A 15,072-nucleotide genomic window follows, 5' to 3' on the forward strand; every position below is an offset into this window, starting at 1 on the left:
TTGGCGCGGGTGGTCTACGGCTGTTCGTCGTGGTAGTCGCCGGGGCCGCCGTCGAGCCAGGCGTAGAGTTCCCAAAGCGTGTCGTCCGGGTCGGTGAAGTAGGCGCAGCGCGCGTTCCAGACATAGTTTTCGGGCGGGCCATAAAACGGCACGCCCTTTGCCGTCAGCTCGGCATGCAGTCGGTCGATCTCGTCGGGCGCGCCGAGTTGGACGGCGACGCAGACCTTGTGCGCATGGCGCGGCGACCGCAGTTTGGAGACGCCGGCATGCTGGCTGATGTGGTCGATTTCCCAGGCGGCCAGCGTCACGCCTTCGCCATGGAAGTCGGCGAAACCTTCGGCGCGGCGGCGCAAGCGAAAGCCGAGCTTGTCGACATAGAACGCCACCGTCCGCTCGATATCCTCGACCAGAAGGCAGACGTCGGAAATGCGGGTAATGCTTGCGACAGCCATGCTCATTTCCCTCCGCCGGTGCGTTCGCCGCGGGCAGAAGGCAGCTTGACGCCGACACGGTTGGCAGCGCCGATAATATGCGCGCGCATCGCGGCTTCGGCTGCTGCCGGATCGCCGGCGACCAACGCCTCGTAGATGCGCACATGCTCGCCGACATTGACCTCCACCAGATCGTGCAAGGGATTGGTCTGCCGCGCGTAATAGATCGAGCGGCGGATTTGTTCGCAGACGAAGGAAATGAAGGTGTGGATGTAGCTGTTGCCGGTCGCGCGGGCGATTTCGCGATGAAACAGCAGATCGGCGTCGATGCTGCCGTCTTCCCAGCGCTCCTCGCCGCTCATCCGGTCGAGCGCGCCCTTGATCGCGTCGAGATGCTCCTGCTCGCGCCGTTCGGCCGCAAGTGCCGCCGATTCCGCCTCGAGGATGCAGCGCAGCTCGAACAGCCGCTCCATGTTCTGCCCCTCCTTCAGTGTCTCGCGGTCGATGCGGATTGCCGCGCGCTGTTCCGGCGCCAGGACGAAGGAGCCGATGCCTTGTCGCGCCTCGACCATGCCATCGGCGCGCAACTGCGCGATCGCCTCGCGCACGACGTTGCGGCTGACGCCGAATTTCTCCGAAAGTTGCTGCTCCGTCGGCAGCAGGCTGCCCGGATTGAGATCGCCGGACTCGATCTCGCGGCTGAGGAACGCCGCGACCCGGTGCGGCAGCGCCTCGACAGTGCCGATGGCGGCCAGTCTTTGTTTCATGAAGAAGTCTCCGTCGCGGGAAAGAGGCAGCCGGGGTTCATTAGCCCGCCCGGATCGAGCGCATCTTTGAGTGTGCTGACGAGCCGACGCTGGACTGCTGACATTCCCGCCCAATAGACGCGCTGGCGGGTGCGTCCGATGCCATGCTCGGCGCTGATCGAGCCGCCGAGGGCGTTGACGATGGCGTATAGGCCAGTGGTGATGGTGGCGCCCGTGGCGCGGGCGCCGGGCTCGGCAAGGTCGAGCGGCGGCAGGACGTTGAAATGGATGTTGCCGTCGCCCGCGTGGCCGTAGGCCTGGGAAATCCAGCCCGGATGCTGCAGTTCGATAAACTGGCGGGCCTGGGCGATGAGCGTGGGGATGTCGGAGATGCGCACCGAGAGGTCGGTGCGCACATGGTAGCCGCGCTTGGCTTGGCCCTCGACCAACCCCTCGCGAATGGCCCAGAATGCTCTGGCCTGCGCGCCGCTCTCGGCCAGGACGGCGTCGGTGACGAGGTCTTCTGCCATCGTGCCGGCAAGGAAATCCACCAGCAGGGCGCGCAAATCGATCGCGGCACTCGACGACAATTCGATCAGCACATGGACCGGCGTGGTGACCGGTGCCACGATGTTCGGGTCGGCGAGGCGCGCAAGCTCCATGCATTCCGCGCCGATGATCTCGAAGGCGGATATCAGGTCGCAGCATTGGCGTCGGGCGCGCCTGAACAGCGATATCGCCGCTTCGAATGAGGGGAGCCCCAGATAGGCGGTCTCGACGCGGCCGGGTTTTGGAAAGAGCTTCATCTCGACACCGGTGATGATGCCCAGCGTGCCCTCGGCGCCGATGAAGAGCTGCTTCAGGTCATAGCCGCGATTGTCCTTGCGCAGGCCGGAAAAGCCGTTCCACAACGCGCCGTCCGGCAGCACCGCTTCCAGGCCGACGATGAGGTCGCGGGCCATGCCGTAGCGCAAGACGTTGACGCCGCCGGCATTGCTGGCGGCGTTGCCGCCGATCTGGCAGCTGCCTTGTGCGCCGAGCGACAGCGGAAACAGGCAGTCCTGCTCGTCGGCGGCGTTCTTGATGTGCTGCAGGATGCAGCCGGCATCGGCCTGTAGGATGAAATTGTCGGCATCGACAAGGCGGATCCTGTTCAGCCGCTCCAGGCTGATCACCACCGCGCCTCGGGCTGTGCCGATGTCGATCGCACCTGCCACAAGTCCGGTGTTCCCGCCTTGCGGGATCATCGCCAGCCCCAGCGTGCCGCACAGCCGGACCGCGGCCTGAACCTCGGCGACCGACGCGGGCTTCAGCACGGCAAGCGCGCCGCCATGATGATCGCCAGACCAGTCCACGAGGTATTTCGCCATGTCGGCCGCATCGGCAGCCACGCCGCTCTGCCCCAGCACATGCTCCAGGGCGGTGAGAACGTCAGGCGAGATGCCGTGGATGGTCATTGTCGGGTCGGCGTTGATGTTGTGGTATATGGTTATACATATCATCCTACAACTTGAATTGTGTCAACACCGACAGGGCCGAAGGCCGTGGACTAGTCGCCTTGCCGGCGCGTGGGGATGATACGTCTGCTGGGAGGCAAAAGAGGCGAAACAGGCGGCCGAAAGCCGCACGGATGGAGATCACTCACCTCGAAATCGAAGCGGGAAGGTCTATTCGAGAGGTATTGAGTGCCAATCAGGTCAGGACTGGCGCCTCAGAGATACTGGGCGACCTTCCTGCCGACGGTGAGGAAGCGCAAGGGATCGATCGCTTCGCCATTGTGGCGCACCTCATAGTGCAGATGCGGGCCGGTCGAGCGGCCGCTGCTACCGGTCTTGCCGACGATGGCGCCGGCGTCCAGCTTCTCGCCCACGGTCACGTCGATTTCGCTGAGATGCCCGTAGCGGGTCGCAAAGCCGTTGCCGTGGTCGACCTCCACCATGCGGCCATAGCCACCGTTCCAGCCGGCCTTGGTAACGATGCCGGGCGCCGTGACCTTGGCCGCCATGCCGATGGGCGCCCTGAAATCCATGCCCGAATGCAGTGCCGCGGTGCCGAGGATGGGATCGGTGCGCACTCCGAACGGGCTGGTGACGGAGTGGCCGGGGGCGGGGTTGGCAAGCGGCAGCTGGCGCGCTTCCTTCTTCAGCTGGTCGAGCGTATCCAGAGCTTCGTCCAGTTCCTTGACCTTGCTGTCGAAGATCATCGAACTGTCGAGCGGGATCAGCGGACCGCCGACATCGCTTTCGTTCTTGCCGAAATCGCTGTCGACCGGCAGTCCGGCCGCCTGCAGCGCCTGCTGGATGGCATCGGCGCTCTTGTAGGCATTGTCTGCAAGCGTGCTGATGCGGGTGAGCTGTTCGTTTTCGATGGATTTCAGCGACTGGTTGATCGAGACGAACAGCTTGTCGGCACGATCAGCGGCTGTATCGCTGGGCAGCGGATCGGTGCGGGTCGACCACAAGGAGAACGGCCTGGTATCGGCAGCACCCAGGTCGGCACCCAGGCTCGCGACCGCATAATTCCGCGCGGGCTGGCTGATGCTGCCGGTCACCTCGGCGTGCTTGTCCGGTTTGGCGGCCGCGGCCGGATCCTCGGCGGGCGCTGCTCCCACCTCGTTCTCGGCGCGCTCGAGCAATGGTCCGAGACGGCCGTGGCGCTGGCTGAGCTGCGTCTGGCGTTCAATCAGTTCGCTGACCTTGTTTTCCATCAATTGCTGGTCGAGCAACTGGCGGCTGGTGATGCGGTCGACCTGGGCGCGAAGCGCCGAGATGCGGTCTTCGTAGGCCTGCTGCATGCGCGCCTGGCGCGCGGTGGTGGCGCCGATCAGGTCGTCGCGCAGCACGAGATAGGAGGTGGCCAGGAGGTAGCCGATGGCAATGGCGGCGAGTGCCGAGCCGATGAATGCCGCGAGCCAGGGCCGGATCGTGAAATGCCTGATCTCGTTGCCGCGGGCTATGATGACCGTGTGGGGTTCCTTGCGCCTGCCGAAGACTGCGGACTGACCGGTTGCGTTCACGGGACCAAGCTTTCGTTTACGACACCACGACAGCTTGATTACACATTATTAGGGTTAACAAAGGCTTGCCTGATCGATCGCCTGGCGCCGAATGCATGCGGCGCGCGCAGAGGGTTGTATGAAAATGGCCAAAGAAGCGTGCGTAATGCCGCGAAATCATTGGCGATGAGCGCCAATCGGCTGCCAGCAGAGCGGCCTGTCGGTCGCGATCAAGGTCTAGGTTTCCTTAACTGTCTTCGATCGCTTTTAATTGACGGTTTTCGATTAGAAGCGGTACCGGGGTTTGGGATTCACTATGGCGGCAGGAATGCTGGGCGATCTGGTTGGCAAGATCCTCGACAAGATCTCGGGCACCAGTTTGCTGGCGACCGGGCTTCTGCTGTTGACTGCTTTTGTCAGCGCGCTCGTCGCCTATTGGCGCACGGTCGAGGAGAAGAGCTGGAAGGAGTTCTTCGAGTTCGTCATCCCGCACGAGGTCATCACCCATCCCTCGGCGAGGGCCGACCTGCTGTTCTGGGTCACGAAAAAAGCCCTGATGCCCTTCCTGATGCTGCCCGCCGGAATAGTCTTCGTCTCGGCGGTGGGCTACGCAACCAACTGGCTGTTTTCGACACTCGTCCAGTTCCAGCCGCCGCTGGTCCAGGGACCGGCAGGCCCGGTGACGGTGCTGATCTTCACCATCACCATGCTGCTCGCCTACGATATTTCCTATTATCTCTATCACGTCGCCCAGCACCGCTATCCGGTGCTCTGGGAATTGCACAAGGTGCATCACTCGGCCGAGGTGATGGTCGGGATCACCAAGGACCGGGTCCACCCGCTCGACGAACTGATGAATCGCGCCTGGGATGGCCTCATCGTCGGCGTCTGCTTCGGCATCTGGTCGCTGATTTCACTGAACCTTGTCGAACTGACCGTCTTTGGCGTCAACGTCTATGTCATGCGCAACATCCTGATGATGGATTTCGTCAGGCACACCCATTTCAAGATTTCGTTCGGCCCGCTCAACAATGTGATCCTGTGTCCGCATTGGCACCAACTGCATCACAGCACCGATCCGCGCCACTACGACAAGAATTTCGGCCTGCTCTTCTCGTTCTGGGACCGACTCTTCGGAACATTGTGCGTGCCGAAACCTGACGAGGACTTCAAGTTCGGACTGGTCGACCGCAATGTGCGCGACTACCAGTCCCTCGCGGGCCTTTATGTGATGCCGCTGAAGCGGATGTGGGGGCATATTGCCAGGCGCATCCGGCCTGCAAAACCACGGACCGTACAGTCATCGGAAGAGGGGACGCGGCCATGAACGCTCCCTTCGTGCTCGCGATCCCGCGGACACGCACCTTCGAAGTCGTGACATCAGCGGCGCGTCTGGCCGAGATCGCACCGGCCTGGGCCGCGCTCTGGCAGCGCGCCGGCGGGCTTGTCTTCCAGCACCCGGACTGGATCGCGGCCTGGTGGCGCACCACCCCGCATCAGCAGCGGCGCACGCTCAGGATCGGGCTTGCCTGGAATGGCGATCGGCTCGACGGCGTGATCGCGCTCGCTACCTTCAAGCGCTCCGGCATCCGCATGCTCGAATGGGCAGCGAAAGATCACAGCGACTATGGTGACGCGCTGGTTGCGCCCGACAGCGATCCGCATGTGATCTCCCGCCTCTGGCAGCATGTTTTTGATCAGGGCGGCTTCGACCTCGTCTATCTCAACCGGCTGCTGCCGGATGCCGGTGTCCGAGGCCTGCTGGATCCGGCCTCGCACCTTCGACCCAACCACCGCAGTGAAATCAGCTACCGTGTCGTCGGCCCCTGGCAAAGTGGGGCGGAATGGTTCGAGACGCTGTCCAAGAAGGCCCGGCAGAACTACCGTCGCGGCCGCAAATTCATGGAGGAAGGTGGGGCGGTGCGTTTCCGCCTGCTGGGTGCGGACGACCCGCGCGAGCCGGTGCTCGCACGGGTCGCGGTGCTGAAGCGCCTCTGGCTCGCCCGGCATGGCCGTGCCTCCGACCTGTTCGACGAGGGCTCGCCCGTTCTCGCCGCGCTGGTTTCGGTGCTGGCCGAGCTCGGGCTGTTGCGCATCTTCGTGCTGGAACTCGACGACACGATCATCGCCGTCTCGATCAATTTCGAGCAGCACGGCACGATGATGGCTTTCGTCACCACCTATGATCCCGAATATGAGCGCGCCTCGCCGGGCATGGTGCTGATGATGGACTATATCCAGTGGTCGCTCGACCATGGCCTTGCCAAAGTCGATTTTCTCTGCGGCGGCGAGGATTTCAAGCGGCGCTTCGCCACGCAATCAGCCAGGCTGTCGTCGATGATCGGCGCGCGCGGTCTGCGCGGTCATCTCGCCGCGCTGGCTGATCGTGTGGTCCATGTCACGGAATCCTGGCGGGCACAGCCGCAGCCGAAAGCGCAAACGTCGGACGAGTAAGCCCATTCCCGCGCGACCGGAATTGTCGATAGCGTCCTGGGCTTTGACGCTCAAAGCGCGCGAACGGCTTCCAGCACTTCCTCGGCATGGCCCTTGACCCGGACCTTGCGCCAAATCCTGGCAATCCGCCCGTCACGGCCGATCAGGAACGTCGCTCGCTCGACGCCCATATATTTGCGGCCATACATCGATTTCTCGACCCACAGATGGTAGGCCTCGATCACCTTGCGCTCCTCGTCGGCGGCGAGGTCGACGGTGAGGTTGTATTTCGATTTGAACTTGTCGTGCTTCTTGACGTTGTCGGGTGACAGACCGATCACGACGGCGCCTGCCTTCTCGAATTCCGGTTTCAGCTGCGAAAAGCTGATCGCTTCCTGGGTGCAGCTTGTTGTGTCGTCCTGTGGATAGAAGTAGAGCACCACGGGTTTGCCGGCCGACGCGGTCAGGCTGAGCGAGCCGCCGCCGTCCCGCGGCAGATCGAATTGCGGGCGCAAGATCGCCCACGTCGAGGTCAGCCATATCGATGCCCTTGTTTGAGGTTACGCGCGACGCCACACCGATATAGTGTCGACCGGGGATTCGTCCACGAGCGAATTTGTACAACGGAAGATTGCGTGGATCAGGAGCAACCGCAGCACGAGAAGATCCGGTTCAGGCGTGACGAGATCACCGACCTGGGGGCTTTGCCGTCCGCGTGCCGCGTTCCACCACTCGGCCAGGCGTCGATCGGCCGCGGCTTCCGCATCCTTTCGCGCGTGTTCGTCGGCATGGTCGCGTTCATGGTGCTGGCCGCGGTCGTTGTCTATCTGGTCGGGGCATCCGGGGTCGGCTCCGAGCGGCTTCGGGCGGAAGCGGAGACCGCCATCGAGAAACTCGCCGGTGTCGATGTTAATGTGGCGGTCGGGCCGGCGCGCATCACGCTCGACAGTTCGAGCTTCGTCGCGCTCCAGGTCAGCGACGTCAGCCTGAGGACATCAGACGACAAACCTATGGCGGACGCTGGTCGCGTCCGCTTCGGCATGCGCCTGATCCCGCTTCTTTGGGGAGAGGTGCGGCTGACCAGCGCCAGGATATCGGACGCACACATCGTTGTGGCGGCGATGCCGTCCGGCGGCGACTGGACAGCGCAATTGCGCAACGAGGACGGCCTCGTTGATCCGGAGAGACTGTCCGACGCGCTGTTCGGCAACATACATCGCGCGCTCGACGCCGTACGGGAAGATTCGATGCGCCGGATCGATCTCACCAATGTCGAATTCCTGCTGCCCGACGCGGGGGCGATCAAGTTGGTCAAGATCGCCGACGCCACCGTCTTACAATCGGGGCCGGGCGCTGTGGAGTTTTCCTCGGAGGCGGATGTCGACGGCAGAAAGGTAACGGTTGCCGCCTCCGCCACCCGAGATGTCGCTGCGCATCGCGTGACGGCGCTGAATGCGAGCGTCGATCTGGTATCTGCCGACGAAACCGCTGCCGGCGCCGGGAAGCTGGGCGCGATCGCGTTGAAGCTGACAGGAGCTGAAGGGTCCGGCACCAATGAATCACGGCTGACGGCCTCTCTGTCGTCCGCCGGGTCGGTGCTCGATCTTGGCACGCGCGGCTTGCTTCCGGCCGATGTCGATGTCGACGCGACGCTTGTCCACGGCAGCAACAAGATCCAGGTCGACAGGCTGCTGCTGAAAACCGGCCGGTCTTCTTTCAATTTCGGCGGCTCGATAGGGCCAAAGCCGGCGACAGGGGCGGCGGGCGAGGAACCCTCCTATCGCTATGACCTGACCAGCGACGGTTCGACCCTGGCGCCATCGGAATCGCCCGAGCCCGCGCTGACCTTCCTCGCCCGCATTGCCGGCGTCTATCAGACCAAGAGCCATAAATTGGTGGCCGAGCAGATCGCCGTTCGGTCCGCTGCCTCAGGCGAGGTGCTCGGCACCGCGGCCGTGGCGTTCGTTGACGGCAAGGCCCCCGGGGTCAATCTGGCGCTCAACGTCCATGACATGCCGGTCTCGCACGTCAAGCAGTTGTGGCCATGGTTCTCGGCGCGCAATGCGCGGTTGTGGGTGCTGGATAATCTGTTCGGCGGCCGCGTCGTCGACGCCAACCTACAGTTCCAGGTCGTGCCGGATCGCCTCGGCAACGGCGTGCCGCTTTCGGCCGAGGAGGTGTTCGGCCGCTTCCAGATCGAAGGCTCGCGTTTTGATACGGCCGGCCGTATTCCGCCGATACGCGACGCCGTCGGCGTCGTCGCCTTCCACGGCAATGACGTCGACATTTCGCTCTCCTCGGGCACCGTTTACATGCCCAGTGGCCGCACCGTGGCGGCCAGCAACGGTACGCTGGCGGTCAAGGCGGCGAACCGCCCGCCGGTCATCGGCGCCCTCGACATCGATGTGGAGGGCGAAGCGCCGGCTGTCGCCGAACTCGCCTCCTACGAGCCGATCAACGCCATGCGCCATGTCGGCTTCCTGCCGGAGGACCTGTCCGGCAGCGTCACCGGCCATGTCCGGGCGGACATTCCGCTGCAGTCCGGCGTCGATACCTCGAAGCTCGACTGGCTGGTGTCGCTCGACTACACCGGCCTGTCGCTGGCCAAGCCGTTCGAGGGCCAGACCGTGACGGATGCCGACGGCTCGATCACCGTCGATCCCGAAAAAGCGGTGATCTCCGCCAAGGCAGCGCTCAACGGCATTCCTGCCGAACTCGACCTGATCGAGCCGTTGGCGGACAACGGGCCGGCGCGCAGCCGCAAGGTGGCCATGGTGCTCGACGACAAGGTCCGTGCCGCGGCCATGCCAGGCCTGACGCCGCTGCTTGGCGGAACGGTGAAGGTCGCGATCGACAAGAGCGGCGATGGCAACCAGAACGTGTCGGCCGACCTGACCAATGCCAGGCTGGACATTCCCTGGGCCGGCTGGAGCAAGGGGGCAGGGGTTCCCGCTAACGTCACCTTCGTCATGACCAAGGCCGGGGACACCACGACACTGTCCGATTTCAGCCTCGACGGCAAAACATTCTCGATCGACGGCAGCATCGTGCTGGTCAACGGCGCCCTGTCGTCGGCCAAGTTCGGCAAGGTCACCTTGAACCGGGGTGACGATGTCGCGATTTCGGTGAAACGGTCAGGCAAGAGCTACGCCGTCGACATCAATGGCAACGCGCTCGACGCCCGTTCGCTCATCAAGCAGTTCACATCCGATGTGGACACCGCGACCAAGACGACCGGAACAGACAACATTTCCGTCAGCGCCGACGTCGAGCAGCTCACAGGCTTCCATGACGAGCAACTGTCCAATTTGAAGCTCGACTACAGCGCGGCCGGCTCAAGGGTGAACGGGCTGAAGGTCAGCGCCACGGCAAGTTCGGGCGCGGCCATCACCATCAGCAACACAACCGGCGACGGCCGGCGCTCGCTCAACGTGAAGTCAGCGGACGCCGGCGCGATATTGAGGTTCCTGAACGTCTACGAGCATATGGAAGGCGGCTCGATCATGCTGGCGCTGACCGGGGCCGGCGACGGGCCGATGAAGGGCAAGGTCGACACCAGCAACTTCTTCATCGTCAACGAACCGAAGCTCGCCTCCATCGTCTCGACCACGCCGGCCGGCGACAACCGCAGCCTCAACCAGGCGGTCAAGGGCAATCTCGACACGTCGCGGGTCAAGTTCGAACGCGGTTATGCCGAGATCGAGAAAGGCAGCGGCTATCTGAAGCTGGCCAATGGCGTGCTGCGCGGTCCGCGCATCGGCACGACGTTCCAGGGCATCCTCTACGACCAGAACAAAAATATGGACATGACCGGCACCTTCATGCCGGTCTATGGCCTCAACCGCATCTTCGGCGAATTGCCCATCGTCGGCGCGCTGCTGGGCAACGGCAGCGACCGCGGCCTGATCGGCGTCACCTATCGGCTCAGGGGCAATGCCAACAAGCCGGTGCTCGACGTCAACCCGCTGTCGGTGATCGCGCCGGGCATATTCCGGTCGATCTTCGAATATCGATGAACGGCCTCAGGCCGGCCGCACCAGAACGTGTTTTTTCTTGCCGAGTGAAAGCTTTACGACGTTTTCCGGACTCAGATCCTGAAGCGTGACCATGCGGCGGTCATCGCCGACCGACTGGTCGTTTATGCGAACCGCGCCGCCCTGTATGTGGCGCCGCGCCTCGCCATTGGACGATGCCAGCCCGGCCGTGACCAGCAGCGACAGGATGCCGATGCCGGCTTCAAGGGCTGCCTTGTCGGCCCCGACGGTCGGCAATGTATCGGCGAGCGCCCCTTCCTCGAACGTCTTGCGCGCGGTTTCCTCGGCCTGGTTTGCCGCCTCGCGGCCATGGACGATCGCCGTCGTCTCCGTGGCCAGGATCTTTTTGGCCTCGTTGATCTCGGAGCCGCCAAGCGCGGCCAGGCGCGCGATTTCGTCGAGCGGCAGGCGGGTGAATATCTTCAGGAAGCGCTCGACATCGGCATCCTCGGTGTTGCGCCAGTACTGCCAGAAATCATAGGGCGAGAAGAGGTCGCCGTTGAGCCAGACCGCACCCTTTGCCGACTTGCCCATCTTGGCGCCCGACGATGTCGTGAGCAGCGGCGTGGTCAGCGCGTAAAGCTGCGGCGTGCCCATGCGATGGCCGAGATCGACGCCATTGATGATGTTGCCCCACTGGTCCGATCCGCCCATCTGCAGGCGGCAGTTCTGGCGCCGGGCGAGTTCGACGAAATCGTAACCCTGCAGGATCATGTAGTTGAATTCGAGGAACGACAGCGATTGCTCTCGGTCGAGCCTGAGCTTGACGCTGTCGAAGGTCAGCATGCGGTTGACGGAGAAATGCCGGCCGACGTCGCGCAGGAACTCGACATAGTTGAGCTTCATCAGCCAGTCGGCATTGTTGACCATGATGGCGTCGTTCGGGCCGTCGCCGAAGCGCAGGATGCGGCCGAAGATGCGCTTGATGCCTTCGATGTTGGTGGCGATCGCCTCGGGCGTCAAAAGGCTGCGCTGGTCGTCGCGGAAGGACGGGTCGCCGATCATCGACGTGCCGCCGCCCATCAGGGCGATCGGACGGTGTCCGGTTTCCTGCAGCCAGTAAAGCATGGTCGCCGAGATCAGATTGCCGATATGCAGGCTGGTGGCGGTGGCGTCATAGCCGACATAGGCGGTGACCGTTTCCTTGGCGAAAAGCTGGTCGAGGCCGGTCTCATCCGAAATCTGGTGGATGAAGCCGCGCTCGCTCATCGTGCGCAGGAAATCGGATTTGAAGGCAGGCATGTTTTCTTTCCCGAAAGCGTCCGCCCGGTCCGGCGGGGGCATATGTGAACGGGCGCGTTTAGCATCCAAGCGCGATCAGCAAAAGTGGAATCCGGTTTTGCGTCAGATCGCGCGCCAACCGGGAGGTTGCGATCAGCAAAAGTGGAATCCGGTTTTGCGTCAGATCGCGCGCCAACCGGGAGGTTGCGATCAGCAAAAGTGGAATCCGGTCTTGCGCCGGATTGCCTCTGCGCCAAGGATCATAAGTTCCTGACGATCACCGGTTGTTGAAACGGTGCATCGCGCCTTACGGCACGAATGCTTGCTTCATCGTTTCGGCTGGCGTAATGAGGCGCCGCGCCAAAGGTTCTTGCAGCCCACGACCTCGAGCGGCACCGCACGGCATCCATCAATGCCACATTCGACGACAGAGCCCGACGCGACATGCCGGACGCATTGATATCCATCGTCATTCCTTGCAGGAACGAGGCGGCAAACCTGCCCCTCTTGATCGACGAGATCGAGGCGGCGATGGCCGGGCGCGACTTCGAACTGATCATCGTCAATGACGGCTCGACCGACGAGACGGCTGCCGTGCTTACTGAACAGGCGGCGCTTCGTTCCTTTCCGGTGCGGGAACTGCGGCACCAGAAATCCGCCGGCCAGAGCCTTTCCGTGCGCTCGGGCGCCTGGGCGGCTCGCGGCGCCATCGTCGCCACCATCGACGGCGACGGGCAGAACGATCCGCAATACATTCCGGTGTTGGTCGACGCCTTGCGGCAGGCCGGGCCGGATTTCGGCGCCGCCCAGGGGCAGCGCCTCAAGCGCCGCGACAGCAAGGTCAAGCAGCTGGCGTCGCGCTTCGCCAACTGGCTGCGCGGCGCGATCCTGCATGACGACACGCGCGATACCGGCTGCGGCCTGAAGGCTGTCCACACCGATATCCTGCGCAAATTGCCGTTCTTCGACGGCACGCACCGCTTCGTCCCGGCCCTGGTTATCCAGGAAGGCTATCGCGTCGTGCATTGCGACGTCGTGGATCGCTCGCGCCGGCACGGCAAGTCGAACTATGGCATCTTCGACCGCGGCCTGCAGGGCGCGCTCGATCTCGGCGGTGTCTGGTGGCTGCGCCGCAGGCGCCGCAGAATGCCCAAAGTAGAGGAAATCAAGCGTGTTTAACGTGCTTCAGGAACTGGGGACCTGGCTTCACCAGGTTTTCATCAAGCAATTCGATGCGTGGATCCTGCTCGGCTTCGTTGCGCAGTTCTTCTTCACCATGCGCTTCGTCGTACAATGGCTCGCCTCAGAAAAGGCCAAGCGCAGCGTCGTGCCTGTGGCCTTCTGGTTCTTCTCCCTGTTCGGCGGCGGCCTGCTTCTGATCTATGCCATCCAGCGCCAGGATCCGGTGTTCATCGCCGGCCAGGCCATGGGCATGTTCATCTACATCCGAAATCTCTGGCTGATCGCCAATGAGCGCAAGGCGGCGATGACCAAGGTCGACTGAGCGGCCCGTCACTGCGAGAAAATGGTTAGAGAGGCTGATGCATGGCGCTGAACAGGAACTACATTCTTCTCTTCCTGTTCAGCCTGGTGATGACGCTTTCGGGGCTGGCATCGCTGCCGCCGATCGACCGGGACGAGTCGCGCTTCGTCCAGGCGACCAAGCAGATGGCCGAGAGCGGCGACTATGTCGACATCCGCTTCCAGGAGGCCTCGCGCTACCAGAAGCCGAGCGGCATCTACTGGCTGCAATCGGCAGCGGTGACGCTGAGCGGCAAAGGCGCCGAGGCGCCGATCTGGGTCTATCGCACGATCTCGGCGCTCGGCATTGCCATCGCGGTGCTGGCGATCGCCTGGACGGGGACCAATCTTTTCGGCGCCAATGCCGGCATCGCCGCCGGCCTGGTCATGGCGGCGATCTTCGCCACGGCCTTCGAGGGGCGCGACGCCAAGACCGATGCGATGCTGCTGGCCTGCTGCGTGGCGGCGCAAGGCGCGCTGGCGCAGATCTATCTCGCGTCGCGCCGCAATGAACCGGTCGCCGGTCATCTCTGGTGGATTTTCTGGATCGCGCAAGGCGCGGCGATCCTCATCAAGGGGCCGATTGCGCCGCTGTTGTCGGCGCTGACCATCGCGGTGCTGTTCGCCTTCGAACGTGACGGTCGCTGGCTGGCGAAGCTCAGGGTCGGACGCGGCCTGTTGCTCGTCGTGGTCATCGCACTACCCTGGCTTGCCGCGATCACCTGGAAAAGCCATGGCGCCTTCCTGCAGCAAGCCGTCGGCAAGGACATGCTCGGCAAGGTCGCGTCGGGCGAGGAATCACACGGCCTGCCCCCTGGTTTTTACATGCTGACCTATTCGCTGTTCATGTGGCCTTTCGGGCTGATCGCGGTCGGCGCCGGCCTCCAGGCCCTCAACCGTATGCGCGACGATGTCAGGCTGCGCTTCTGCCTCGCCTGGTACATCCCGTTCTGGCTGGTGTTCGAGCTGATCCCGACCAAGCTGCCGCATTATGTGCTGCCGGCCTATCCCGGCATGGCTCTGCTGATCGGCTGGCTGCTGATGTTGCAGCCTGAGGACGCCAATGCACCGCTCAAGCGCTGGCAGCAATGGCTGTGGTGGTCGACCGCATTTGGTCTCGTCGTGGTCAGCCTCGGCCTGGCGGCGGTCTGCATTGGAGCGCCGATCTATCTCACCCACAGCTTCTCCTGGTGGAGCATACCGGCGGCCGCCGCCGCACTGGGCACGGGCTATTTTGCCTTTTCGCGGCAGTTGCAGGTGCCGCTGCCCCGCATCGGAGCCACCGCCGCCTGTGCCGGCATCACCTATGCCCTGCTGTTCGGCGTCATCGCCCCATCGCTGAAGCCGATCTGGCTGAGCCCGGCGATCAAGCAGGCGGTGCTTGCCAACAAGCCTTGCGCCACGACGGTGCTGGCCTCGGCGCGTTATCAGGAGCCGAGCCTGGTGTTCCTGGTCGGCACCAAAACGGTGCTGACCGATGTCGGCGGCGTGGCACAGCATCTGCTTGCCGATCCTGCCTGCGCGCTGGGGCTGGCGCCGATCGAGGACGAGCAGAAACTGAATGGCATGCTGTCGGTGCAAGGCAAATCGATGAACCGGGTCGCGGAAGTTGATGGCCTCAACTATTCGTCGGGAGACAAATTGTCGCTCGGCCTCTATCGTGTGGCCCCATGACGGCTCGTCGATGCCCA

The 15,072-nt window shown here is 63.5% G+C and carries 11 protein-coding genes and 1 pseudogene; 6 read left to right on the top strand and 6 right to left on the bottom strand.

Translation table 11 applies throughout. The features are described 5' to 3' along the window. Nucleotides 1–14: 14 nt before the first annotated feature. The 4 genes from ACVILI_RS17380 to ACVILI_RS17395 all read right to left on the bottom strand — a co-directional run bounded on the left by ACVILI_RS17380 (nucleotide 15) and on the right by ACVILI_RS17395 (nucleotide 4,193). A complete protein-coding gene (locus ACVILI_RS17380; protein WP_019857737.1) occupies nucleotides 15–458 on the bottom strand; it encodes a VOC family protein in 444 nt (147 codons plus the stop codon). Beyond that, complete coding sequence (locus tag ACVILI_RS17385) at nucleotides 455–1,198, bottom strand: FadR/GntR family transcriptional regulator (RefSeq protein ID WP_038646368.1); 744 nt, start codon at nucleotides 1,196–1,198, stop codon at nucleotides 455–457. The genes ACVILI_RS17380 and ACVILI_RS17385 overlap by 4 nt, the downstream gene beginning before the upstream one ends. After that, complete coding sequence (locus ACVILI_RS17390) at nucleotides 1,195–2,634, bottom strand: FAD-binding oxidoreductase (RefSeq protein ID WP_038646371.1); 1,440 nt, start codon at nucleotides 2,632–2,634, stop codon at nucleotides 1,195–1,197. Before ACVILI_RS17390 ends, ACVILI_RS17385 begins: the two co-directional genes overlap by 4 nt. A 254-nt stretch (nucleotides 2,635–2,888) precedes the next feature. Next, on the bottom strand, nucleotides 2,889–4,193 hold the full coding sequence (locus ACVILI_RS17395; RefSeq protein ID WP_038646373.1) for a M23 family metallopeptidase: 1,305 nt from the start codon (nucleotides 4,191–4,193) through the stop codon (nucleotides 2,889–2,891). A gap of 307 nt (nucleotides 4,194–4,500) precedes the next feature. On the opposite strand from ACVILI_RS17395, the gene ACVILI_RS17400 reads away from it, so the two are divergent. Beyond that, on the top strand, nucleotides 4,501–5,499 hold the full coding sequence (locus ACVILI_RS17400; RefSeq protein ID WP_202360128.1) for a sterol desaturase family protein: 999 nt from the start codon (nucleotides 4,501–4,503) through the stop codon (nucleotides 5,497–5,499). After that, the gene (locus tag ACVILI_RS17405) at nucleotides 5,496–6,626 is read left to right on the top strand and encodes a GNAT family N-acetyltransferase (protein ID WP_038646376.1); all 1,131 of its coding nucleotides are present in this window, start codon (nucleotides 5,496–5,498) and stop codon (nucleotides 6,624–6,626) included. The genes ACVILI_RS17400 and ACVILI_RS17405 overlap by 4 nt, the downstream gene beginning before the upstream one ends. A gap of 50 nt (nucleotides 6,627–6,676) precedes the next feature. On the opposite strand, the pseudogene ACVILI_RS17410 reads toward ACVILI_RS17405, so the two are convergent. Beyond that, a pseudogene (locus tag ACVILI_RS17410) lies at nucleotides 6,677–7,145 on the bottom strand (peroxiredoxin). A gap of 95 nt (nucleotides 7,146–7,240) precedes the next feature. On the opposite strand from ACVILI_RS17410, the gene ACVILI_RS17415 reads away from it, so the two are divergent. Next, nucleotides 7,241–10,621 (top strand): hypothetical protein, encoded by a 3,381-nt coding sequence (locus tag ACVILI_RS17415; protein ID WP_457102555.1) that lies wholly within the window; start codon nucleotides 7,241–7,243, stop codon nucleotides 10,619–10,621. Nucleotides 10,622–10,627: 6 nt separating this feature from the next. On the opposite strand, the gene tyrS is transcribed toward ACVILI_RS17415, so the two are convergent. Beyond that, entirely contained in the window at nucleotides 10,628–11,881 is a 1,254-nt protein-coding gene (gene tyrS, locus ACVILI_RS17420; protein WP_038646385.1) for a tyrosine--tRNA ligase, read from the bottom strand. 423 nt (nucleotides 11,882–12,304) lie between these two features. Here tyrS and ACVILI_RS17425 point away from each other — a divergent pair, with 423 nt between their 5' ends. The 3 genes from ACVILI_RS17425 to ACVILI_RS17435 are packed head-to-tail and all read left to right on the top strand — an operon-like array spanning nucleotide 12,305 to nucleotide 15,055. Further along, a complete protein-coding gene (locus ACVILI_RS17425) occupies nucleotides 12,305–13,039 on the top strand; it encodes a glycosyltransferase family 2 protein (RefSeq protein WP_038646387.1) in 735 nt (244 codons plus the stop codon). After that, complete coding sequence (locus ACVILI_RS17430; protein ID WP_010909058.1) at nucleotides 13,032–13,364, top strand: lipid-A-disaccharide synthase N-terminal domain-containing protein; 333 nt, start codon at nucleotides 13,032–13,034, stop codon at nucleotides 13,362–13,364. The genes ACVILI_RS17425 and ACVILI_RS17430 overlap by 8 nt, the downstream gene beginning before the upstream one ends. Before the next feature lie 41 nt (nucleotides 13,365–13,405). Continuing rightward, a complete protein-coding gene (locus tag ACVILI_RS17435) occupies nucleotides 13,406–15,055 on the top strand; it encodes a glycosyltransferase family 39 protein (RefSeq protein ID WP_457102556.1) in 1,650 nt (549 codons plus the stop codon). Nucleotides 15,056–15,072: the final 17 nt, after the last annotated feature.

Source organism: Mesorhizobium sp. USDA 4775 (genome assembly GCF_054062655.1).

Excerpts from the sequence above, each read along its gene's own strand:
- ACVILI_RS17380 (WP_019857737.1), bottom strand. The coding sequence starts at position 458 with ATGAGCATGGCTGTCGCAAGCATTACCCGCATTTCCGACGTCTGCCTT.
- ACVILI_RS17385 (WP_038646368.1), bottom strand. The coding sequence starts at position 1,198 with ATGAAACAAAGACTGGCCGCCATCGGCACTGTCGAGGCGCTGCCGCAC.
- ACVILI_RS17390 (WP_038646371.1), bottom strand. The coding sequence starts at position 2,634 with ATGACCATCCACGGCATCTCGCCTGACGTTCTCACCGCCCTGGAGCAT.
- ACVILI_RS17400 (WP_202360128.1), top strand. The coding sequence starts at position 4,501 with ATGCTGGGCGATCTGGTTGGCAAGATCCTCGACAAGATCTCGGGCACC.
- ACVILI_RS17405 (WP_038646376.1), top strand. The coding sequence starts at position 5,496 with ATGAACGCTCCCTTCGTGCTCGCGATCCCGCGGACACGCACCTTCGAA.
- tyrS (WP_038646385.1), bottom strand. The coding sequence starts at position 11,881 with ATGCCTGCCTTCAAATCCGATTTCCTGCGCACGATGAGCGAGCGCGGC.
- ACVILI_RS17425 (WP_038646387.1), top strand. The coding sequence starts at position 12,305 with ATGCCGGACGCATTGATATCCATCGTCATTCCTTGCAGGAACGAGGCG.
- ACVILI_RS17435 (WP_457102556.1), top strand. The coding sequence starts at position 13,406 with ATGGCGCTGAACAGGAACTACATTCTTCTCTTCCTGTTCAGCCTGGTG.